At 63.3% G+C, this 22,144-nt stretch carries 19 protein-coding genes and 1 tRNA gene; 17 read left to right on the forward strand and 3 right to left on the reverse strand.

All coding sequences use genetic code 11. From position 1 onward, the window contains the following. Positions 1-13: 13 nt before the first annotated feature. Positions 14-961 carry a zinc ribbon domain-containing protein gene (locus tag AUL39_RS02995; protein ID WP_059053463.1) on the reverse strand — a complete coding sequence of 316 codons (948 nt, stop codon included), beginning with the start codon at positions 959-961 and terminating at the stop codon, positions 14-16. A 232-nt stretch (positions 962-1,193) separates the two neighbouring features. Here AUL39_RS02995 and AUL39_RS03000 point away from each other — a divergent pair, with 232 nt between their 5' ends. The 10 genes from AUL39_RS03000 to AUL39_RS03040 all read left to right on the forward strand — a co-directional run bounded on the left by AUL39_RS03000 (position 1,194) and on the right by AUL39_RS03040 (position 11,635). After that, positions 1,194-2,609, forward strand: a complete 1,416-nt coding sequence (locus AUL39_RS03000; protein ID WP_082667194.1) for a zinc-ribbon domain-containing protein — start codon at positions 1,194-1,196, stop codon at positions 2,607-2,609. Positions 2,610-2,717: 108 nt separating this feature from the next. After that, positions 2,718-3,260, forward strand: a complete 543-nt coding sequence (locus tag AUL39_RS03005) for a low molecular weight protein-tyrosine-phosphatase (protein ID WP_268873215.1) — start codon at positions 2,718-2,720, stop codon at positions 3,258-3,260. Positions 3,261-3,262: 2 nt separating this feature from the next. Continuing rightward, the gene (locus AUL39_RS03010) at positions 3,263-4,468 is read left to right on the forward strand and encodes a U32 family peptidase (RefSeq protein ID WP_201783901.1); all 1,206 of its coding nucleotides are present in this window, start codon (positions 3,263-3,265) and stop codon (positions 4,466-4,468) included. Between the two features lie 78 nt (positions 4,469-4,546). Then, positions 4,547-4,834 (forward strand): type II toxin-antitoxin system RelE/ParE family toxin, encoded by a 288-nt coding sequence (locus AUL39_RS10865; protein ID WP_082667195.1) that lies wholly within the window; start codon positions 4,547-4,549, stop codon positions 4,832-4,834. Then, entirely contained in the window at positions 4,818-5,105 is a 288-nt protein-coding gene (locus AUL39_RS03015; protein ID WP_235810735.1) for a HigA family addiction module antitoxin, read from the forward strand. The genes AUL39_RS10865 and AUL39_RS03015 overlap by 17 nt, the downstream gene beginning before the upstream one ends. A gap of 204 nt (positions 5,106-5,309) precedes the next feature. After that, entirely contained in the window at positions 5,310-6,662 is a 1,353-nt protein-coding gene (nox, locus tag AUL39_RS03020; RefSeq protein ID WP_059053467.1) for a H2O-forming NADH oxidase, read from the forward strand. 254 nt (positions 6,663-6,916) lie between these two features. Further along, positions 6,917-9,478, forward strand: a complete 2,562-nt coding sequence (locus AUL39_RS03025) for an ATP-dependent helicase (protein WP_082667196.1) — start codon at positions 6,917-6,919, stop codon at positions 9,476-9,478. 59 nt (positions 9,479-9,537) lie between these two features. Continuing rightward, complete coding sequence (locus tag AUL39_RS03030; protein WP_059053469.1) at positions 9,538-10,392, forward strand: mechanosensitive ion channel family protein; 855 nt, start codon at positions 9,538-9,540, stop codon at positions 10,390-10,392. Positions 10,393-10,404: 12 nt separating this feature from the next. Continuing rightward, the gene (locus AUL39_RS03035) at positions 10,405-10,929 is read left to right on the forward strand and encodes an S-ribosylhomocysteine lyase (RefSeq protein ID WP_059053471.1); all 525 of its coding nucleotides are present in this window, start codon (positions 10,405-10,407) and stop codon (positions 10,927-10,929) included. Next, a complete protein-coding gene (locus AUL39_RS03040) occupies positions 10,922-11,635 on the forward strand; it encodes a 5'-methylthioadenosine/adenosylhomocysteine nucleosidase (RefSeq protein WP_235810736.1) in 714 nt (237 codons plus the stop codon). Before AUL39_RS03035 ends, AUL39_RS03040 begins: the two co-directional genes overlap by 8 nt. Before the next feature lie 138 nt (positions 11,636-11,773). Here AUL39_RS03040 and AUL39_RS03045 read toward each other — a convergent pair whose 3' ends face one another. Further along, complete coding sequence (locus AUL39_RS03045; RefSeq protein WP_059053473.1) at positions 11,774-12,634, reverse strand: DegV family protein; 861 nt, start codon at positions 12,632-12,634, stop codon at positions 11,774-11,776. Positions 12,635-12,771: 137 nt separating this feature from the next. Between AUL39_RS03045 and AUL39_RS03050 the strand changes: the two genes are divergently transcribed. Further along, the gene (locus AUL39_RS03050; protein WP_059053475.1) at positions 12,772-13,452 is read left to right on the forward strand and encodes a DUF1836 domain-containing protein; all 681 of its coding nucleotides are present in this window, start codon (positions 12,772-12,774) and stop codon (positions 13,450-13,452) included. Positions 13,453-13,534: 82 nt separating this feature from the next. Then, on the forward strand, positions 13,535-14,917 hold the full coding sequence (nhaA, locus tag AUL39_RS03055) for a Na+/H+ antiporter NhaA (protein WP_059053477.1): 1,383 nt from the start codon (positions 13,535-13,537) through the stop codon (positions 14,915-14,917). Positions 14,918-15,326: 409 nt separating this feature from the next. Here the strand turns inward: nhaA and AUL39_RS03060 are convergent, their stop codons facing one another. Then, on the reverse strand, positions 15,327-16,766 hold the full coding sequence (locus AUL39_RS03060; RefSeq protein ID WP_235810737.1) for a lipopolysaccharide biosynthesis protein: 1,440 nt from the start codon (positions 16,764-16,766) through the stop codon (positions 15,327-15,329). Between the two features lie 255 nt (positions 16,767-17,021). Between AUL39_RS03060 and AUL39_RS03065 the strand changes: the two genes are divergently transcribed. The 5 genes from AUL39_RS03065 (at position 17,022) to AUL39_RS03085 (ending at position 22,100) form a co-directional block, all read left to right on the forward strand. Continuing rightward, the gene (locus tag AUL39_RS03065) at positions 17,022-19,784 is read left to right on the forward strand and encodes a phosphoenolpyruvate carboxylase (protein ID WP_059053479.1); all 2,763 of its coding nucleotides are present in this window, start codon (positions 17,022-17,024) and stop codon (positions 19,782-19,784) included. 714 nt (positions 19,785-20,498) lie between these two features. Further along, a tRNA-Val gene (locus AUL39_RS03070) sits at positions 20,499-20,573 on the forward strand. Between the two features lie 420 nt (positions 20,574-20,993). Continuing rightward, positions 20,994-21,284, forward strand: coding sequence for a helix-turn-helix domain-containing protein (locus tag AUL39_RS03075; RefSeq protein ID WP_059053480.1), 291 nt, complete (start codon positions 20,994-20,996; stop codon positions 21,282-21,284). Between the two features lie 161 nt (positions 21,285-21,445). Then, complete coding sequence (locus tag AUL39_RS03080) at positions 21,446-21,748, forward strand: hypothetical protein (RefSeq protein ID WP_059053483.1); 303 nt, start codon at positions 21,446-21,448, stop codon at positions 21,746-21,748. Beyond that, positions 21,732-22,100 (forward strand): helix-turn-helix domain-containing protein, encoded by a 369-nt coding sequence (locus tag AUL39_RS03085; RefSeq protein WP_059053485.1) that lies wholly within the window; start codon positions 21,732-21,734, stop codon positions 22,098-22,100. The genes AUL39_RS03080 and AUL39_RS03085 overlap by 17 nt, the downstream gene beginning before the upstream one ends. Positions 22,101-22,144: the final 44 nt, after the last annotated feature.

Here is a 22,144-nt window from a genome sequence, read left to right on the forward strand (position 1 = left end):
GCGCGCGTTGCTCCTACTTCACGTAGATATCGGAGACGAGCTGCTGATATGCGCTCTTGAAGTTTGACATGTTGCTGCCGGTGCCCGAGACAAAGTCCGGGGTGGCAGAGAAGATGACTACCTCGGTGTAGTTGGAGAACGTGAAGGATGCGGCAACCGCAAAGTAGTTCTTGTTTTCTCCCGCAGCCAGGCACATGCCTTGTGCCTGGGAAGCCATCGGTCTCAGATTGTAGCTCGAGAGAACGTTGGAGGCGAGTTCTGAATTCGCGCTTGCGGAAACCACGTGGTCGCTTGAAAGCCCGGCCTTGCTCATGCAGTCAGCAAGATCCTTGGCCTTGAAGTCGGTCTTCTTGATGACCGTTACGTATGCAACGCAGCCCGTGCTCTGCTCGGTGATGTTGTCAGAGGAACTGATGTTTACGAGCGCCCACTGGCCGTCCAGCGTCTTTACGTCGTCATCGGTTAGGGAGAGGCCGCTGCCGTAGCTGCCCGACCCGGAGTTCACCTTCTCTTGGACAAGCTTGGCAGCATCCTGGTTTGAGAAGTAGACCGGCTCGTCGGCTACGTTTGCCTTGGTCGCAGACGAGAGCGCGGTGGAATCTCCGCTCATCACTTTCCCAAGCATTCCGTTGGAAGAGCCAATCGCGGGGAGAACCAAGAACACGACAAGGAGGACTGCTGCCACCGCAATGGCGCCAATGATTGCGAACATGGGGACCTTGCTCTTTGGCTTAGCGGCGGTGCCCATGGTGCTTGCTCCGGTGGCTGGAGTATAGGGAGGCACGGCAGGGCTTGTGCCAAAGGACCCGGCGTTAGGCATCTGGCCGTTGACCTGCGGTGCGGGGTTGGTGCTCGGAATTGGCTGCGTGCCGGTAGCGCTACTCTGCGTTAATGGCTGGCCGCACTTCTGGCAGAACTTCGCTCCGTCGACGTTCTTCGTTCCGCATTTTGGACAGAACATGGCAAGTCCTCCTTAGGTCAACTTCAAATGCCATGGCAAGATTATCGCCCAATGCTTTGGCGTTCGTTGCGCAACCTTTGGGAGAGGCAAATGCCCCGGTGGCACTTTTTCAGACTTTGCCTCGCTTGCCACACGTAAGCTTTTGTTGCGCAACAGACGCGTGGTTTTGTGCTGATACCATTCAGTAGACGGTTGGAGAATCCCGAACTAATTATTTGAGAGCGAGGCTGGCATGATTTGTCCCAAGTGCGGGGCCGAAAACGCCGACGGATCCCGGTTCTGCAAGACATGCGGAGCGCCCTTGGCAGATGCCACATCAACTGTAGACACAGCTGTACCCACGTATTCCAATAAGAGTTCAAAGAAAGCTCTGGTGGCGGTGATAGCCGTTGTGGCCGTTGTGCTGGTGGCGGTTCTGGCTGCAAACCTGCTGGGGCTTGTGCACATTGGGGCTTCTTCAAGCGCGGGGTCGCAGGCTTCTGGCGGCAAGACTTCGCCTGACACTACCGTGGTGAGCTCCGCTCTCTGGTCTGGGAATGACACCTCGCCTTACGTAGACCAAGATGGGACGGAGTGCGGGAACACCCCTTCGAATTATGGGCAGCGAGCTGAAACCGTAAGCGATTCTGACTACGACTACTTCTACTCCGATAGCGAGGGCGGCCTTTGCCGGGCAAAGAAGGGCAGCTCGCAGGTGGATGTCATCCTTCCTACCAGCAAGCTCGAGAGCGCGAACTCACACACAACTTTCTACCTCAACAAAGACGGTGACACTCTCTACTTCATGGAGATATACTCGCGCTATAATGAATCCTCGGATAGTTCGTTTGCCATTTGCTCGGTTGGTGCCGATGGCTCGGGCTTCACCACGCTCCTAGAAATCCCATCGACGGATAAAAGCACGGGGTCATACTCCTACATCAGCGGACTCTACTTGTACGATCACACGCTGTACTTTGTCGTGGAGAGCATGTCCGGTGGGTCAATGTATTCAGATTACACGTACGATGTGTATACGATGGATGAGGATGGATCAAACCAGCAAAAGCGCTGCAGCATACAGCATGTAGGTGCTTCTACGCTGTTTGTGACGAAGGAGAAGGTTTACTACTCCTATAACTGTCCAGACACTGAAAATCCTGGAGATTATTCGCGCAGCAGCGTGTTCTCCCAGAACTTGGATGGGTCTGACCAGCAGGAGATTTATGTGAGCAACCTGGATTGGATTGCGGATGGCCCCATCGTTCAGGACGGTTTTGTCTACGTAACGGAAAGCAACTTAACCAACTATGCCGTGGGCGATTGGAGCTTCCAATTGACACGTATGGATACGTCAGGAAACGCTCCAAGTGTAATTTGGAGTGGGAAGACGGGTCGCAACTCTTACTATAAGTTGAGCGCCATTGCTGGCAACAGCGTGTATTTGGCGGAAACCAATGACGGAAGGCTGGCGAGTCTTATCAGCGTACCCCTCTCGGGTGGTGACTCAGCTACACTCGATACGAGCTTTGCGGGCATGGATCCCGTACTTTCTAACTCTTGCGACTGCCTGCTTCTGTATGGTTATGGCATGGGGACCTGGTCCAGTGGCGCAGAGGTATCGCGCATCGGCTTTGACGGCACGGTGTTCCGCGAGGTAGTCGGCTAGAGGCTGTTCAGTTGTGGCGTGATGCTCATCATCGCGCCCCTGGGGGCCATCCCTGCTTGGGTGTAAAGTGCTGACAGGCAATTGCCGTTGTCTGCCAGCACTTTTGTTGTGAAAGGAATCGTGATCGTGCCGAGTATCCTGTTCGTCTGCCACGGCAACATCTGCCGCTCGACCATGGCCCAGTTCGTGATGGAGGAGCTGGTACGTCGCGCCGGCCGCGAAGGAGGCTTCCAGATCGACTCTGCCGCGACCAGCCGCGAGGAGCTTGGCAACGACGTTCACCCCGGCACGCGCGAGCGCCTGCGTCGAGCGGGCATCCCCTGTGGCCACCACGCCGCTCGCCAGATGGGGCCAAGGGACTACGACCGCTTCGACTACATCGTTGGCATGGACCGAGACAACTATGACGGCATGTACCGGCTGCTTCTGGGCGAGAGGGGCATGGGTTTCTCGTGGCCGCCCGTCTCGGCGCAGCTTGTGCGCGAGGCGGATCCGCTGCACAAGGTCTCGCTGCTCATGGACTGGACCGGCCACCCGCGCGACGTGGCGGACCCCTGGTACACGGGCAACTTCGATGCCACCTTTGACGATGTGATGGCCGGCTGCACAGCGATGCTCGACAAGCTGCTTGCCAGGGGCGAGGGTCGCTAGCGATGGGCGAAATGGGCGAGATGGGTGAGCAGATCCCCATGGAGCTTCTGGCGCCTGCGGGTGGCCCGGAGCAGCTGCGCGAGGTCATCCACTTTGGCGCAGACGCGGTCTATCTGGCTGGCCAGCGCTGGGGCATGCGCGCCGGTAGCCGTAACTTCTCGGACGAGGAGCTGATAAGGGCGGTGGCCTACGCGCACGCGCGGGGCGTTGCGGTCCACGTGACCGTGAACACGGTCATGACCGATAGGGACGCAGACGCGCTACCGGTGTTCTTCTCGCTTCTGACAGAGGCCGGCGCAGACGCGGTGATCGTGGCCGACCTCGGCGCCATTGCGCTTGCGCGCAGGTACGCGCCGCAGGTGGCGGTGCACGTCTCAACGCAGGCATCGGTTATGAGCGCCGCCGCGGCCGAGGAGTACGCGCGGCTTGGGGCCAGGCGCGTGGTTCTCGCCCGCGAGATGACGCTTGGGCAGATCGCCGAGCTGCGGCGCCGCGTGACGGGGGAGCTCGAGCTTGAGGCATTCGCGCACGGCTCGATGTGCATGGCGTACTCCGGGCGGTGCCTGCTCTCGGCAGGGCTCATGGGGCCAGGGCGCTCCGCCGGCCACGGGGCCTGCGCGCAGCCCTGTCGCTGGGCGTGGTCGCTCACGGAGGAGAGGTCTGGGGCGGTGCTGCCGGTTGAGCAGGATGGCCGTGCGAGCTACCTGCTCTCGTCGAATGACCTCTGCATGATCGAGCACCTTGGTGACCTGCGCGCGGCGGGCGTTGACGCCATCAAGCTGGAGGGTCGCTCGAAGGGCGCCTATTACGCGGCGGCGGTGACCAACGCCTACCGCCACGTGCTGGATGGCGAGGACGCGCGACCGTGGCGTCAGGAGCTGGACCTCGTGAGCCATCGCCCGTACTCAACGGGCTTCTACCTGGGAGAACCCCAGCAAAACCCGGGCAGGGTGGACTACCAGCGCGAGAGGCGCCTCGTGGGCGTGGTGGAGCAGGCCTCGGCTGGCGCGGACGGTGCGTGCGTCGCTTGCGTCCGTTGCCGCAACCGTGCTGACGTCGGCGGCGAGCTTGAGGTGCTCTCGCCCGGCCAGCCGGTGCGAAGCTTTGAGCTGGACGCGCCTCTCGTCACCAATGGCGAGCTCTACCAGCTGAGGCTTCCTTTTGCTGTGGAGCCGCTCGACCTGCTCTGCGTGCGGGTGAAAAGGTAAATCCTTCTCTCAATTCGCAAACTCAAGCAGTTGCTTTGGGGTATGATTACTACTGAATTTCGGAAGTAATGAGGGGACATGCAATTTGCCCAGCAGGACATCAAGCTCTTCTGGGAAGACCCCGTAGCTCATCCGCCGCGACGGGTTCCTCCCGAAGTTAGGAAAGCGCTTTTTCGGAAGCTGCAGATGATCGATGCGGCGGCTGATATCAATGACCTTCGTGTGCCTCCTGGAAACAGACTTGAGCAATTGCGTGGAAACACGAAGGGGCTCTATAGCATTCGCGTCAATGACCAATGGCGAATCTGCTTTACCTGGCGAGATGGGGAAGCGAAGGGAGTTGAGCTCTGTGACTACCATTCATAGCTATATTTCCACCCCAGGCGAGATTCTTCTCGAGGAGTTTCTCGAGCCGATGGGCATTAGCCAGTACCGGCTTGCCAAAGCCATTGGCAAGCCGCAGTCTGCGATATCCGACATCGTGAATGGTCGGCGAGGCATTACAGCTGAGATGGCATGGCTTCTGGGGGAGGCGCTGGGGACCACCGCTCAATTCTGGCTCAACCTGCAGTCGACCTATGACCTAAAGACAATTGATACTACCAAGCTTCCGCATGTAGAAGCTCTTGTCGGTTAGGGCCGCTCCCGGAGGGGCATCCCGCCGCGTATATGTGTCACTCGCCGAATAGCAATTAGAAGCCGGCTGTACTGCTCGGGCAATATGTTATACAGAAGATAACATTAGCCCAAGGGACTGCCGGCAGCTGCCCTTCGTCTGTCCGCTGCGTCCCTCACGTCCGTCCGCGCGGCATGCCCGCGGGAGGGAAGGGAAGGGGAGCACATGAGCAGGATCGTGATCGTCGGCGCCAACCACGCGGGGACCGCGGCGGCCAACGCCATTCTCGACAACCACCCCGGCAACGAGGTCGTGATCATCGACCAGAACAGCAACATCAGCTTTTTGGGGTGCGGCATGGCGCTGTGGATTGGTCGGCAGATCTCTGGTCCGGACGGCCTCTTCTACCAGACCAAGGAGGGCTTCGAGGCCAAGGGCGCAACGGTCTTCATGGAGACGCGCGTCGAGTCCATCGACTACGACGCGCAGGTGGTCCACGCCGTTGCGGCGGACGGCACGCGCGTTGACCAGCCCTACGACAAGCTCATCCTGGCCACGGGTTCGCTGCCCATCATCCCGCCCATCGAGGGCGTAGACCTCCAGAACGTCCAGCGCGTGAAGCTCTTCCAGGACGCGCAGGCAGTGGTCGAGAAGCTCAAGGACCCCGCCATCCGCCGCGTGACCGTGGTTGGCGCGGGCTACATTGGCGTCGAGCTGGCGGAGGCCTTCCAGCGAAACGGCCGCGAGGTAACGCTCGTCGACATGGCGCCTGCCTGCGTCTCCGGCAACTTTGACGAGGAGTTTTGCGACCTCATGGCCGAGAACCTCCGCAGTCACGGCATCGAGCTCGCCTTTGGCGAGAAGGTCCTGCGCCTTGAGGGCGAGAACGGCAAGGTGGCCCGCGTGGTAACCGACAAGGGCACCCACCAGGCGGACCTCGTGTGCCTGTGTATTGGCTTCAAGCCAAATGCCGCGCTTTTCGAGGGCGCAGGCTTTGACACGCTGCGGAACGGCGCGCTTCTCGTCGACCACCACCAGGAGACCAGCCGTCGAGGCGTGTATGCGGTGGGGGATTGCTCCAGCTGCTATAGCAACGCCAAGGATGGCGAGCCGGCTTACATTGCGCTGGCGACAAACGCCGTGCGCTCGGGCATCGTGGCGGGTCACAACGCCTGCGGCATGGCAATCGAGGGCGTGGGCGTGCAGGGCTCCTCGGGCATCTGCATCTACGACCTCAAGATGGTGGCCACGGGCCTCACCGAGGCGGCCGCGCGCAGGGCGGGCTACGATGCCTGCGTGAGTGACTTCTCGCAGGTGCAGAAGGCGACTTTCGTTGAGACCGAGAACCCCGAGGTCAAGATTCGCGTGGTCTTCGACGGCACCACGCGCAGGGTCCTTGGCGCGCAGATGGCCTCGACCTACGACATGAGCGCGGGCATCCACATGTTCTCGCTGGCGATTCAGGAGGGGCTGACCATCGACCGCCTGGCGCTGCTCGACGTCTTCTTCCTTCCGCACTTCAACCAGCCGTACAACTACTACACCATGGCGGCGTACTCCGCGGTCCTGGGCGCGTAGGGCTCGCGGCGGGATACAGATTCGGGTGCGAATGTGTGGCGGGGCGATACAGCTTCGGCATCCGAACGTGTATCGACCTGGGCGGGATACAGCTTCGAGTGCGAATGTGTGGCGGGGCGAGAAGAACCGCGGGATTTTGTTGCCCGGTAGTGGGATCCCATTGCCGGGCAATGGGATTCCATTGGAGGTTCCAATTAGTGTCGTCTCCGGGCGTTAGACTCTTGTGAGTCAACTCGATACCACAGGAGACATGCATGCCCTCTGACCAGCAGTTCTCGTTCTTCTCCGCAGCTAGCGACCAGCAGGCGCCCGCCGTCCAGCCCGCCGCGTCCGGTGCCGTCCAGCCGCCTGCCGCCAATCGCCCCTCCGCCGTTGACATCGACGGCCTCAACCGCGCGCAGCGCGACGCCGTGCTCTGCACGCACGGCCCGCTCTTGGTGCTTGCCGGCGCGGGCTCGGGCAAGACGCGCGTGCTCACGTACCGCATCGCGCACATGGTCGCCGACGAGGGCGTGCGCCCGTGGCAGGTGCTCGCCATTACGTTCACCAACAAGGCGGCGGCCGAGATGCGCGAGCGTCTCAACGCGCTTCTCCCCGGTGGCACCCGCGGCATGTGGGTGTGCACCTTCCACGCCATGTGCGTTCGCATGCTGCGAGACGACCCTGAGCTGGTGGGCTACCAGCCAAACTTCACCATCTACGACGATGATGACTCGAAGCGCCTGGTCAAGACCATCATGTCCGAGCTCGACGTGGACCCCAAGCAGTTCCCCATCCAGGCTATCCGCTCGCAGATCTCGGGCGCCAAGAACGCGCTCGTCTCGCCCGATGAGATGCAAGGCCAGGCCCAGACGCCGCTGGAGCGCAAGGCGGCGCAGGTCTACCGCGTGCTGCAGGGCCGCCTGGAGCGCGCCAACGCCATGGACTTCGACGACCTCCTGGTAAAGGCCTTCGAGCTTCTCGCCAAGAACCCGCAGGTACTCGACGCTTACCAGGAGCGCTTCCGCCAGATCAGCGTGGACGAGTACCAGGACACCAACGGCGTCCAGTACGCCATCACCAACCTTTTGGCTCGCAAGTACAGAAACCTCATGGTCGTGGGCGACGACGACCAGTCCATCTACTCCTGGCGCGGCGCGGACATCAAGAACATTCTCTCCTTCGAGAAGGACTATCCCGACGCCCACGTGGTCAAGCTCGAGCAGAACTACCGCTCCACCGGCCACATCCTCAACGCGGCCAACGCCGTGGTGGCCCACAACTCGCACCGCAAGGCCAAGCGCCTCTTCACCGACGCGGGCGATGGCGAGAAGATCCGCGTGTACCAGGCCGCGGACGAGCGCGACGAGGGCCGCTGGATTGGCTCGGAGATCGAGAAGCTGCACGACAAGGGCACCAGTTACGACGACGTTGCCGTCTTCTACCGCACCAACGCGCAGTCGCGCATCCTCGAAGACATGTTCCTGCGCGCCGGTGTGCCCTACAAGATCGTGGGTGGCACACGCTTCTTCGACCGCCAGGAGGTCCGCGACGTAATGGCCTACCTCAAGGTCGTCGTGAACCCGGATGACGACGTGGCCGCGCTGCGTGTGGTCAACACGCCGCGCCGCGGCATTGGCTCCACGTCCATCAACAAGATTCGCACGTACGCCGCCGAGAACCGCATCTCGTTCTTTGCCGCGTGCGAGGCGTGCATTGCCGAGCAGGGCCTGCTCTCGCCCAAGGTGCGCAACGCCCTCTCCGAGTTCACGGGTACCATCGAGGCCGGCCGCCACATGACGGGCGAGCTCTCGGACGTAGTGGAGGCCATCATCGATCGCTCCGGCCTCATCCGCGCCCTGGAAGCCGAGCACTCCGTCGAGGCAGACAGCCGCATCGAGAACATCAAGGAGTTCTACGGCGTCGCGGCCGAGTTCGACGAGACCCACGATGACGCAGCCGAGACGCTCGAGAGCCTGGAGCAGCTCCGGGCGGCGGGACTGGCGGACAGCTCGGCTTCCCCCAGCGGCGATTTCGTGAGCGAAGCGAGCGAGCGAGCGTCGTCAGACGCGAGCGCTGAGCCGCAGGGGGATGCCGGGCTGCCCGCCGTTGCGGCGGAGAAGCTTCCGGCGCTCATGGAGTGGCTCGCGCTGCGCTCGGACCTGGACTCGCTTGCGGGCTCGGCGAGCGCCGTCACCATGATGACCGTGCACTCGGCGAAGGGCCTGGAGTTCCCGGTGGTCTTCGTTGCCGGCATGGAGGAGGGAATCTTTCCGCACTCGGCGCACGAGGGCGACCCGGCGTCGATCGAGGAGGAGCGCCGCCTGGCGTACGTGGCCATCACGCGCGCCCGCAAGCGGCTCTACCTCACCTACGCCCTCACGCGCCGCACCTTTGGCTCGGTGCAGGCAAACCCGCGCAGCCGCTTTGTGAACGAGATTCCCGCGGCAGACGTTGAGGCCGTGGGCGTGGGTTCGTCGGGCTTCTCGGGTGTGGGCTGGGAGAAGCGCGGAGACAGGCACGGCACCTTTGGCAGCGGGCGCGGTTCCGAGGTCTATGGTGGCCACGTCTTTGGCTCGCGCACGCGCTCGACGGGCGGCTCTGTCGCCCCAAGCGCCGTGGCCTCCGCGCCCCTGCCGCGCCCGCAGGCCCCGCGCCGCGATGCGGCGAAGGCGGCGGAGTCCTTCTCGGCAGGAGATCACGTCTCGCACAAGACCTTTGGTCCCGGCGTGGTCATCGCCGCCAAGGGCGACACCATTGAGGTGCGCTTCTCTCGCACGGGCAAGACCAAGAAGCTCATGAAGGGCTTTGCGCCCATCGTGAAGATTGAGGGGTAACTCCGCTGCTCCCCGATGAGACAAAGGGAAACTCCCTTTGTCTCATTCGGGAGAGTATCATGGCTTCCCACGAACCGTTTGGCCACCTGGAGGGCGTGATGGGGGACATTCTCGCGGACATTGATACGTCGGCGCTCATAGGGAAGATTGTCTTTCTCGCCGTTGTCATTGGCGTCGCGCTGCTCGTGCAGCGTGTCGTGGTACACGGCCTCAAACGCGCGCTCGACGCGGCGGGCGTGCCCAAGGCGTCGATCTTCGTGAACATCGTGCGCGCCGTCATCTGGGTGTTTGCTCTGCTCGCCGTGCTCGAGCCCGTCTTTGGCGTCCAGCCCACCGCCTTTGTGGCCGCCCTGGGCGTGACTTCCGTGGTAATCTCCTTTGGCCTGCAGGACACGGTCTCAAACATCGTCGCTGGCCTGGGGCTCATGATGGGGCGCGTGGTGCGCCCCGGCGACCAGGTCACCATTGGCGGCTTTACCGGCGAGGTGGTGGACGTCACGTGGCGCTCGACTATGGTGCGCGACAAGGGCGGCAAGGTCGAGGTCATCCCCAACTCCGTCCTCAACAAGACTGCCCTTACGCGCGAGACGGACTGGTCGGTCACGGACTGCCCGGTCGAGTTCTACGCCGAGCCGGGAAGCGACCTGGACGCTGTGACCCGCGAGGTGCAGGACCTTGCGAGCAAGGCTTGCGGCGCCGCGCTTGCCCCCGACTACACGACTGAGGTCCTCTTCGACGCCCTGGGCCCCCTGGGAATGCACGGTACCGCCCACCTGCATCTTGTTGCCGGTTCCAACTACTCCGCGCAGGCCGACGCCCTTGTGCGTGCCATCTCTCGCGCGCCGTGGGTCGCGCGGCCGGCGTCTGCCGCGGCTGCCGCCGCGGCAGACGCAACATCCAACACAACCAACTGAAAGGCAACGACTATGAAGACCATCGCAAGCTTCACCGTGAACCACCTCGTGCTCGAGCCCGGCGTCTACGTGAGCCGCGTGGACGAGGACCCCGCCACCGGCGCTGTGGTCACCACGTTTGACCTGCGCCTCACGGCGCCTAACCGCGAGCCCGTCATGGACACGGCGGCGGTCCACGCCATCGAGCATCTGGGTGCGACCTTCCTGAGAAACGACCCCGAGTGGTCAAGCCGCGTAGTCTACTTTGGCCCCATGGGCTGCCGCACGGGCTTCTACCTGGTGGTGTTTGGCCAGCGCACCTCGCGCGAAGTGCTGCCGCTCGTGCGTCGCTGCTTTGAGTTCGTGCGCGACTTCGAGGGCGAGATCCCGGGCGCCCGCCCCGAGGCCTGCGGCAACTGGCATGACGCTGACCTCAACCTGGCGCACTGGTGGGCGCGCCGCTACCTCGCCAACACGCTCGAGGTCATCGATGACGCGCATCTCACGTACCCTGCCCTGCTCGACGGCGAGAACAACGAGGAGTCCCACAATGCGTAGCGATATCAAGGTTGGCATCATCGGCGCTATGGAGGTCGAGGTGGCGCACCTCGTGGCAAGCCTTGAGGGCGAGTCCGTCTCGACCGTGGCCGGCATGGAGTTCCACGCGGGCACCCTGGGCGGCGTGCCGGTGGTCGTGGTGCGCTCCGGCGTTGGCAAGGTCAACGCCGGCGTGTGCGTGCAGGTGCTGGTAGACCGCTATTGCGTGACACACGTGGTGAACACCGGCGTCGCCGGGTCCCTCGATGCGCGCATCGACGTGGGCGACATCGTGGTCTCGACCGACTGCCGCTACCACGACGTGGACGCGACGGTCTTTGGCTACGAGCCGGGAGAGATTCCGCAGCTGGGATGCGTGAGCTTCTCGGCAGATGAGGGGCTTCGTGCGCAGGCCGTGGCAGCTGTGCACGACGTGGCGGGTGACGTGCGGGCCTTCGAGGGGCGCGTGGTCTCGGGCGACGTCTTTGTGACCGACGCGCACGACAAGGAGCGTCTGGCCCACGACTTTGGCGGCATGTGCTGCGAGATGGAAGGCACTGCTGTTGCCCAGACGGCATGGCTCAACCGCGTTCCGTTCGTGGTGGTGCGGGCGATCTCGGACAAGCCGGGGTCGACGACGCCCGTGGAGTACGCCGCGTTCGAGACGGCTGCGGCCGAGCACTGCGCCGCCATCGTCGCGCGAATGGTGTCGCGCCTGGGCGAGTAGGGCGAGGGCACCGGGGCCGCCGCTGGCGGCTGTCGCCGGAGGCGCCTAAATGTTGCAAATCTCTCCAAAAGCGGCTCTCCGGCGACAATGTCCTGTCTGTTGCTGCCGCTACGCCCCGCCGCGTCGGCCCCCGCGGCGCTACACCCCCTGGATCGCGATCCCCACGATCTCCGGGCCGGTGTGCACGAGAAGGTCCGCCGAGATTCCCGAGCGAATGACCTCCACCGCGTTGTCCACCTGCGCCAGCACGCGCTCCTCAAGTTCGTCGAACATGTCGACGCACGCGCTCGAGCAGCAGATGGCCACGCGCACCTTGTCATACTTTCTCGCCTGCTCCTCGACAAGGGCAATCTCGGTGTCGATGGAGCGCTCCCAGCCGCGCGCCTTGCGCGCCACCACGTAGGCGCCCTCCTCGTTGCAGGTGATTACAGGCTTGATGTTTAGCGCGGTGCCCAGGCGATACACGGCAGCGCTGATGCGTCCACCCTTGCGCAGGTAGTCCAGGCTCTTTACCGAGAAGAACACAGAGTTCTTATGTGCCACCAGCTCGAGCATCGCGCCAATGTGCTGCAGCGTGATGCCCTCCTCGACCATGCGCACGGCCTCCATCACCACAAGCCCGGCGGCAACGCCAATGGTCTTGGTGTCGACGACCTCAACGGGGAAGTCGTCCAGCTGATCGGCAACCATGCGCACGGTGTCGCAGGTGGCCGAGAGGCCCGAGGAGATGCTCACGAAGATAGCCGCCACGTAGCCGTCGTCATGCGCGCGGTCGAACTCGCGGCGAATGGTCGCGGGCGAGGGCAGCGAGGTCGAGGGCACCTCGGTTGCCATGCGCTCGACAAGCTGCTCGGGTGTGATGGTGACGCCGCTCTCGTACGTCGAGCCGTCCGAGAAGTTGATGCGCAGCGGGACAATGCGCACGTCATGCTCGTACGCGAAGGCGGCGGGCGTGTCCGTGCCCGTGTCGGTGATGACTGCGATTCTCTGGCTGTTCAACGTTTCCCCCAATGGACATCGGAGAAGGAAAGCGCGTCCGATTTTTTCGTTGTCACAACTATAGCCATTGCATCTAGTTTTTAATACTAGATAATCTAATCACACAGAATTCAAGTGTTTGCGAGAGGGGAGCGGCCATGGCGGACGAGCAGAACCAGGGGCGTGACCGGCGCACGCGTGACGCCTACCGCACGCTTGCCGAGCGCATGACGAGCATCCACATCTCGCGCTTCTCGGAGCTCCCGCGAATCGAGCTTTACCTGGACCAGCTTCTCTCCCTGGTTGACGACGAGCTCTCGTTCATGCGTCTGCCGGATGAAGGACCGCTGGTTACGGGCTCCATGGTGAACAACTACGTGAAGCGCCACGTGGTGCCGGCGCCCGTCAAGCACCGCTACACCAGGCGCCACGTCTGCTACGTGGTCTGCGTGTGCCTCTTCAAGCGCGTGCTCTCGATCGAGCAGGTCACGCGCCTCATTCGCCACGTGGAGGAGGAGAACCTCGACCTTCGCCACACCTACGACGAGCTCTGCGCGGCGCTGGAGTGCGCGCTTGCCGAGCAGTTCGCGGTGGGGCCGGACTTTGTTGCCCCGGCGGTGGAGCCGGTGATCGACCTGCGTGACGCCAACGGCGAGAAGGTCGACTCTCCGCTTGACCGGACCATCGAGGCCGCGGTGGTGAGCCTTGCGGCGAAGATCTACGTGGAGCAGGTCCTGGCGCTGGGGGAGGTGGCCGCCGCCGGGCAGCCCGGCGCGCACGTGGACAGCGACAGCCACGCAGCAGCAACCACGCCACCTGCCGTAACAACGGTAAAATAATTTTGCATCATTGGTTGGGTAGGATAAGAGGGTAACGAAGGGCCCGAGCGGCCTCTCCTCAAGGAAACGGACAACACAACCAATGGCAAGCATCTACGGTGAGCCCGCAGTCATCAGGCGCATCGAACAGCGCAGCGCTGTCCACAAGGTGACCTCCAACGGCACCATTGCTGCTGCGGTCATGGTGTTCGCTGCCATCGCGGCGGTCATCACGGCTAACTCGCCCGCCTACGAGGTGATTGAGGAGGTGCTCCACGCGCCCCTCTCGCTGGGCATTGGCCCCGCGACCTTCTCGATAACCATCGAGGCCTTTGTGAACGACTTCCTCATGGCCATCTTCTTCTTGCTGGTGGGCATAGAGCTCAAGTACGAGATGACCGTGGGGCAGCTGAGAAAGCCCAGGCAGGCCGCACTTCCCATGCTTGCCGCTGTTGGCGGCGTGGCTGCGCCCGCGGTGATCTACCTCATCATCAACGCCGGCGGCGCCGTGCACGGCTGGGCCACGCCCATCGCCACCGACATTGCCTTTGCTCTGGGCGTGATGTCGCTTCTCGGCGACCGCATTGCCCCCGCGACCAAGGTCTTCTTCCAGACCCTGGCCATCGCCGACGACATTCTGGCCATCGTGGTGATCGCACTCTTCTACGGCCAGACGCCCAACGTGGCCTGGGTGGCGGCGTCTCTCGGCGTGGTCATCGTGCTGTGGATCATTGCGCGCATGAAGGTCTACTCGGCCAAGCCCTACATGCTGGTGGGGCTGGCGCTGTGGGTGTGCATGTACAACTCCGGCATCCACGCAACGCTGGCCGGCGTGATCCTGGCGTTCTTCCTCCCTGCGCGCTCCGACGTGCGTCTCTCCAAGCTGGGCAACTGGCTTGACGCCCGCGCCCGCGAGCTGGACGACACGTATGACGACGAGAGCCACGTCCTTGGCCAGCACGACTTCACCACCGCCGCCGTGCGCGTGGAGCGCGTGATGCACCACGTCACGCCGCCGTTGGAGCGCATGGAGCGCTACATCTCGGTGCCGGTGAACTTTGTGATTCTGCCCATCTTTGCGTTTGTGAATGCGCAGGTGAGGATCGTGGACATGGACCTTGCTACGATCATCGCGGACCCGGTTACCAAGGGCGTCTACTTTGGCGCCGTGCTTGGCAAGCCCATTGGCATCATCCTGGTGACGTGGCTTCTCGTGCACATTGGCTTTGCCAAGCTGCCCAAGCACGTGGACTGGCTGCAGATCATTGCGGTAGGCATCATGGGCGGCCTGGGCTTCACGATGTCGATCCTCATCTCTGGCCTGGCCTTCACCGACCCTAACGAGGTCATGGCCGCCAAGTGCGCCATTCTCGCCGGGTCCGTTACCTCGGCCATCCTGGGACTGCTCTTTGTGCACGTGGCGAGCGCCGTGAAGGAACGGCGAGAATCCCGCGAGAACGCCCTCGAGATGGACGACGCGTCGTAGCTGCTGGGGGTCGGCGGCGGTCTTCGGCTCCGTCTCCGCTCACTCCTTCTTGCCTAGTTCCCGTGCACAGAATTTGCGGTTGCCGGCCCTTTTTGGGCGAATCGCCGAGTACGAAGCCTCTAACTTTTTACGGAGCCGCAGATAGGGAAATGGCACCTCTGGGGTGATACAAAGCGGAACCCCGAATTATTACCGGCAACCGCAATTTTTGGGCGGGCGTGCGGCTTTCTTTGCACCTCGACTCGCCGATTAAACTTCTCTCTGACATGTATGCCGACACCCCCCATCTCCTTCTTTAGCGGTTTCTGTGAAACGGAGTTCGTATTTGCCCAGTTGGCGAGCGGCACGATTCTCAAATACCGCTAAAGAATGCGGGGGAGGAGATGGGGGAGGAGATGAGAGGCCCCGCCTAGTACCGCTCGAGGCGCTTGCGGATGGCGAAGTACTCGGAGAGCAGCAGCACCAGAAGGATGCTCATCACCACTACGGCGCCCACCACGGCGCCGGAGAGCCCCGAGAAGCCCACGAGCAGCCACAGCACTGGCACCGAGAAGGCAAACGCAATGAGGTACAGCCTGCTCACGGCCTGCTGCTCGCGCAGCACGGTGATGATCTGGTACAGAAAGTCGATTGCCGCGCAGATGCCGCCGTTTACCACCATCACGTAGACCAGCGGTCTAAACTGCTCGAAGTCCAGCCCGTACAGGAAGCTCATGATGGGGATGCCCAGCCACCCCATGAAGAGCCCCACAATCACGGTGATGCCCGCAATCACGCCTATCATCGCAAGGATGATGAGGTCAAAGCGCTTGTGCTGCTCGGGGTCGTCCCAGATGCTCGCAAGGCGCAGCAGCTGCGGCTTGTAGATCATGGCCGCAGCCATGAGAATGGCGTGCGCGGGGAAGTACATGGCGTTGTAGTAGAGCTGGTTGTCGTACGAGAGCACCCCCTCGATGGCAAACTTGGGCATCGAGTCGATGAGGTTGTAGAGAAACGCCGCCAGGAACAGCGGGAAGCAGTTGACAAAGATCTCCTTCACGCCGCGCCACGTGAGCGGCAGCGAGCGCTCGGTCTCCATGAGCGCCAGCGGCAGCGTGAGCAGCACAAACGACGCCGCGGCGCCCACCGCCATGCCAATGCTCGCGGCCACCATGTTGCGCGTGATAAAGAGCAGCACCGTGAAGACCACAAACGAGAGCGCGCAGCGGACCGCCTGAGAGATGCCGGCCAGGTACAGCTTGTCCTTCTGCTGCAGCCTGCCCTCGTAGACGTCGCCCAGCGCGTCGAAGAAGCGGAATCCCATCACGCCGCACACGATGGCCGTCATGTCGCCGTTGTAGCCACGGATACGGCAGTACAGAAGGCCGATAAGCACCATGGCAACGCAGGTCGCAATGCGGTTGACCTGGTAGTCGTAGAACGAGTCCATCTCGTCGATGTCCGAGACCTGGTACGTGCGCACGCCATAGTTGCCCACAAAGAACAGGAGCGTACCCACGACCATGGCCATAGAGAAGAGGCCGGCGTTCTCGGCGCCCACAAACTGCGTGGCCACAATGGTGAGTAGCGGGAAGAACCCTCCCCAGCACGCCTGGCCAATGGAGTTGCACACGTAGTCTCGCGTGGTCTGGTGCGAGAGGTACTGCTCGGACTGCTGAGAGATGCTGCCCGAGAAAACCGAGGAGATCAGGCGGTCCCACCAGTGGTTGGTGACGCGGCGGAGGAAGCCCTCTTTCTTGGGCTTGGCCGCGCGGCTGGAGCGGCTCTCGTGCCTGCCGGCGCGCGATCCAACGAGTGAGCTCAGACCCGTCTCTTGGGCTCTCCCGCGCCGCCTGCTCGTTCGTGCCATGCGCCGACCATCCTCTCACAGCCACTGGGGCCAAGCATCTCTCGTCCGCCGGTCAACTATAGGGGCCATTGTATCGCGCCGCGTGAAAGCGGTCTTGCACCTGGCCCCATCGTGTACGTTGCGTTTCGCCTTTGCGGACGCTCGGTGGGATTGGCACCTAACGTGGGTTGGCTTGCTAAGGTTGTTCTGCATGCAGCGACATGCGGCACACGTGCAAGCCCGTCGGCGGGACCGGCGGGAGCTGAGGGAGGACACATGACAACAACCGAGGCTTCGAGCCAAGGGGAGGGACGCGCGCTCGTGAGGGCAAGCGAGGCGGAGCAGGCAAAGTCTGCCCTTGCGCTGGTCGACGTGCCCGAGGAGCTCCGTGACAACCTGGCGCTCTTCCTGCGCCTTGTTCGCAAGGTGCTCAAGGAGAACGACCCGGACCTTCTCGCCACCTTCGACCTGCTGCTGGGTGACGCCATCCGCGTGACGTACGCCGACGGCGTGGCGCACACGGACCAGAAGGCCGCCCTGGCCGAGCAGGCGTTCCAGGAGTTTGTCTCCACCATCGACGGGCTTTCCATGGACAGGGCGACGCTGCTCATGCGCGCCTTTGTCACCTACTTCCATCTGGCGAACATCTGCGAGGAGAACTACCGCGTGTCCTCGCTGCGCCGCCGCGAGAGCGAGGTGCCCACCACCGAGACAGCCGATCCCATCAACGACCTCACGGTGGCCTATGGCCAGCTGGTAGACGAGTGCGGTCGCGCAAAGGCGACGGCGCTTCTCAACCGCCTTGAGTTCCATCCCGTCTTCACCGCGCACCCCACCGAGGCGCGCCGCAAGGCCGTCGAGGGCAAGATCCGCCGCATCTCCGAGCTTCTCGCCAAGCGCTCCACGCTCGCCGGCGTCGAGCTGGTGGAGAACGAACGCCTCATGCTGCAGGAGATTGACGCGCTGGTGCGCACCTCGCCCATCGCGTACAAGAAGCCCACGCCCGTCGAGGAGGCCGACACCGTCATCGACATCTTCGACGCCACGCTCTTCGACATGGTGCCCGAGGTCTATCGTCGCTTTGATGACTGGGAGCTGGGCGAGCGCGCCGGCACCGTGCCGCCCGTGTGCCCGGCGTTCTTCCACCCCGGCAGCTGGATTGGCTCCGACCGCGACGGCAACCCCAACGTCACCGCAAAGGTGAGCCGCAAGGTGGCCGAGAAGTTCCGCGTGCACGTGCTTGAGGCCCTGGCCGACAGGACCTACTACGTGGGCCGCAACCTCACGCTGGACGCGCGCTTCACCAAGCCCTCCGACGCCCTCGTGAACCTGTGGAACCACCAGGTCGAGATGAGCGAGGTCCTCTCGCAGCGCGCGCTTGAGGTCTCCACCTCCGAGCTGCACCGCGCCGTCATGATCGTGATCTCTGACCGCCTGCGCGCCACCATCCAGCGTACGGCTGACATCATGTACGCCTCGGCCGACGACTACATTGCCGACCTGCGCATTGTTCAGCGCTCGCTGGCGGCGGCCGGTGCCGTGCGCACGGCGTACGGCCCGCTGCAGAAGCTCATCTGGCAGGCGGAGACCTTTGGGTTCCACCTGGTCGAGATGGAGTTCCGCCAGCACTCGCTCGTGCACGCCCGCGCGCTCGAGGACATCCGCGAGCACGGGCGCTGGGGTGAGAGGGGCGAGCTGCAGCCCATGACGCGCGAGGTTCTCGACACCTTCCGCGCCATCGGCAGCATCCAGCGCATCAACGGCGTGAAGGCCGCGCGGCGCTACATCATCTCCTTCACGCAGTCGGCGCAGAACGTGGCCGACGTCTACGAGCTGGCCCGCCTTGCCTTTGCGCACGAGGCGGACGTCCCCGTGCTCGACGTGATTCCGCTCTTCGAGCAGGTGGAGGACCTGGAGAACGCCGTCGACACGCTGGACCAGATCATCAAGCTTGAGCCCGTGCAGAGGCGCCTTGCCCAGACCGGCAGGCGCATGGAGGTCATGCTCGGCTACTCCGACTCCTCCAAGGACGCCGGCCCTACCTCGGCCACGCTGGTGCTGCACGCGGCGCAGGCGGCTATCGCTCAGTGGGCCGAGAGGAACGACATCGACCTGGTGCTCATGCACGGCCGCGGCGGCGCGGTGGGACGCGGCGGCGGCCCGGCAAACCGCGCGGTTCTCTCGCAGCCCAAGGGCTCGGTCAACTGCCGCTTCAAGCTCACCGAGCAGGGCGAGGTCATCTTTGCTCGCTACGGCGATCCCACGCTGGCCAGGCGCCACGTGGAGTCCGTTGCCGGCGCCACGCTGCTGCAGTCCTCGCCGTCCATCGAGTACGTGAACACCGAGACCACGGCCAAGTACGCCGACCTGGCCGCCAAGCTGGACAGCGCCTCTCGCCGTCGCTACCGCGAGCTCTTGGAGACCGAGGGCTTTGCGGAGTGGTTCTCCACGGTCACGCCGCTTACCGAGATTGGCCTCATGCCCATTGGCTCGCGTCCCGCAAAGCGCGGCCTGGGTGCCAAGTCCCTGGACGACCTGCGCACCATTCCGTGGATCTTCTCGTGGTCGCAGGCGCGCATCAACCTGGCCGCGTGGTACGGGCTGGGCACGGCGTGCGAGGAGCTGGGTGACCTCGACCTTCTCCGCCAGGCCTACGCGGAGTGGCCGCTGTTCACGACGTTCGTCGACAATATTGAGATGTCGCTCTCCAAGACCGACGAGCGCATTGGCCGCATGTACCTGGCGCTGGGCTCGCGCGACGACCTGTCCGAGAAGGTTCTGAAGGAGATGCGCCTCACGCGCAAGTGGGTGCTGGCCATTGTGGGTGACGCGTGGCCGCTGGAGCACCGTCGCGTGCTGGGGCCGGTGATTCGCGCAAGACTGCCGTTCGTGAACGTGCTCTCCGTGACGCAGGTGCGTGCGCTGCGCGAGATGCGCACCCGCGGCGAGCACCTCACGCCGGAGGAGCGCGAGCGGTTCATCTACCTCATCCTGTGCACCGTGTCCGGTGTTGCCGCCGGCCTGCAGAACACGGGGTGACGGCGAGGTCGACCGGAGGACGGCGGACGGCCGGTGCGTGGCCACCCCGCGGCCGGTGACGCCCGAAGGCGCGTTTTCCAGCTATCGCGTTTGAAAGCCACTCCCCGGCGTCGTTCTGGCGCCGGGGAGTTCGTCTTAGCAGGGATTACGTCCAAAGTGACCCTTCGGTCGCCGCTTTGACGCCCGAGGGAGACTTTCGTCCTGTGCTCGCCTTGCCGCCAGCCCTCCCCCAGGAAACCTGCGGGTTAATAGCACCCGTGCGACGACGTTGCCGAGAAGAACCGCAGGTAGATGGGCTGGCCCTTCTCGGCGCACTGCTATTAACCCGCAGGTTTGGTTTGGGGGGCGCTGGGAGGGCCTTGTTTGTCGCCGCCTGGACGTTTTCCGTTGCCGCTGGAGCCCCGCTTGCCGCCTCTAGGACCCGCCCCTGTCCCCTCTCGCAGAGAATAGCTCCTTTTCTTAATCGGGCACCGCATTTGCCCAGTTGTCGCGCAGCGGTATTAAGAAAAGGAGCTATTCTCTGCATCGAGGGCCGCTTGCCGGTGACGGAGCTTGTGGGGCGAGAAGGGCCGCTTGCCCCGCCGTCAGCCAGTCCTCGTTGCCCTTCTCGCTGAGCAGTATTTGTGATGTGAGAAAAACTTGCGATTGACGGTTGCGTTACATGAGCGTTTTCGCGTAAGATACTCCTCGCTGCAACCCCAGCAGCAGAGATTCGGGCGTTTAGCTCAGGGGGAGAGCGCTTCCCTGACACGGAAGAGGTCAGAAGTTCAAATCTTCTAACGCCCACCATAAACTCGCAGGTCAGAGGCTATGTCCTCTGGCCTGTTTTCGTTTGGTGCACGCAAGAGTGCACGCGGAGTGCACACAACCCATCCAGGACGCTTCCGCGGAATGCCGTTTCATCTGCGTGTCAAAATTTACCTTATACATTTTGAACTCTCCATTATGCAGACACATTTTTCGAGTCCGCAGTGCCGCCCCGCGTGCATGACGGTCGTCCATGATCCTTCTTCCAGCTGACCGTAGCTGTGCCGATTTTCTGGTCGGGAAGCCACGGGAAGCCCGTGGAAGCCAGGCGTCCACGCGAGGCACGCATGGTCGAAAGTGCCAGTCATATACATGTGTCGTCGCCACTCATGGCGACGCGCACGACTGGCACATGGTGGCACACGATGTCACCCGAGACGGGAACATTTGGGAGGGATTCGCATGGCTGCGGATCAGGCCGGGAGCCGCACGGACAACGGGCATCGGGGAGAATCCCCCGCCGTTCCGAGGAACGAGGAGGACCTCGAGAGGATCGCCCGTATCTGCGCGGCGGGTGCCGATGGCGACCTCTGGATGGACACGCGTTCGGTCGAGCTCTACCTGGGGATCTCCAGGCGCACCCTGTACCGGCTCGTGAAGAACGGCGCCATACCCGTGAGCAGGGTCGGCAGGAGGATTCGCGTGAGCAAGCGCGCCCTCGACGCCGCCGTAGCGGCAGGTCTGGTCTGGTGACCCGCCGTGCCCCCGAAAGAACAAGGCAACGTCGCTCGTATAACGTTTTATGAGCAGCGGCCGGCAGGCCGGGCCCGCGTCTCCAACGGCCTGCCAGCAGGCCCCCACCACCGGCTTCGGACGCCGGTCGGAACCCAACGAGGCGAACGGGGGCGATTCCGATGAGTGGAAGAGGCGGCGAAGAGGAGAGGGTAATCTACGTCCTGCAGATGGTGCAGGACTACCTGACCATAGCGGACGTGGGGAAGCTGATGCACGTGAAGGTAACCACGGTCCGTGAGCTCGCCTTGAGGGACGTCGATCCGATACCCTTCAGGATCTTCGAGGACCAGCGCAGGAACCCCCTCGTCCACGCGGACGAGTTCAAGCTCTGGTGGGACAGGAACACGGTCCCCTACAAGGACTCCCCCGCGGGGAGGAACGCGACGGTCTACAAGAGGTCCTCACATGGCACGGGGCACTGACGGGAGGGCGCACGAGCGCGCCGTCGAGTACGTGCGGGTCTACCGGTTCATGACCGAGGGGATGGGCCTCCGAGGCTGCGAGCTGCTCGTCTACGCGAGGATCTTCGGCTTCTGCAGGCATGAGGGCGTCGAGTTCTACGAGAGCAAGAGGGGCACGGCACGCATGCTCGGCGTCAGCGAGCGACAGGTCCACCGGGCAGTCTCAGCGCTGGAGGCCAGGGGCCTCATCGTCGAGCTCGGCGAGCACGTGCTGCCCAACAAGCGGATCACGAAGAGGTACGGGCTCGTGGACAGCGCGGTGGAACGGGCGGTCAGGGTCACGGAACGGAGGAACAGGTCCGTGGGAGGCTGATTCCCCCATGACGGCATGGCATGGCGGGAGGCCCCGCACCCATG

Source organism: Tractidigestivibacter scatoligenes (assembly GCF_001494635.1).
GTDB classification, from domain to species: domain Bacteria; phylum Actinomycetota; class Coriobacteriia; order Coriobacteriales; family Atopobiaceae; genus Tractidigestivibacter; species Tractidigestivibacter scatoligenes.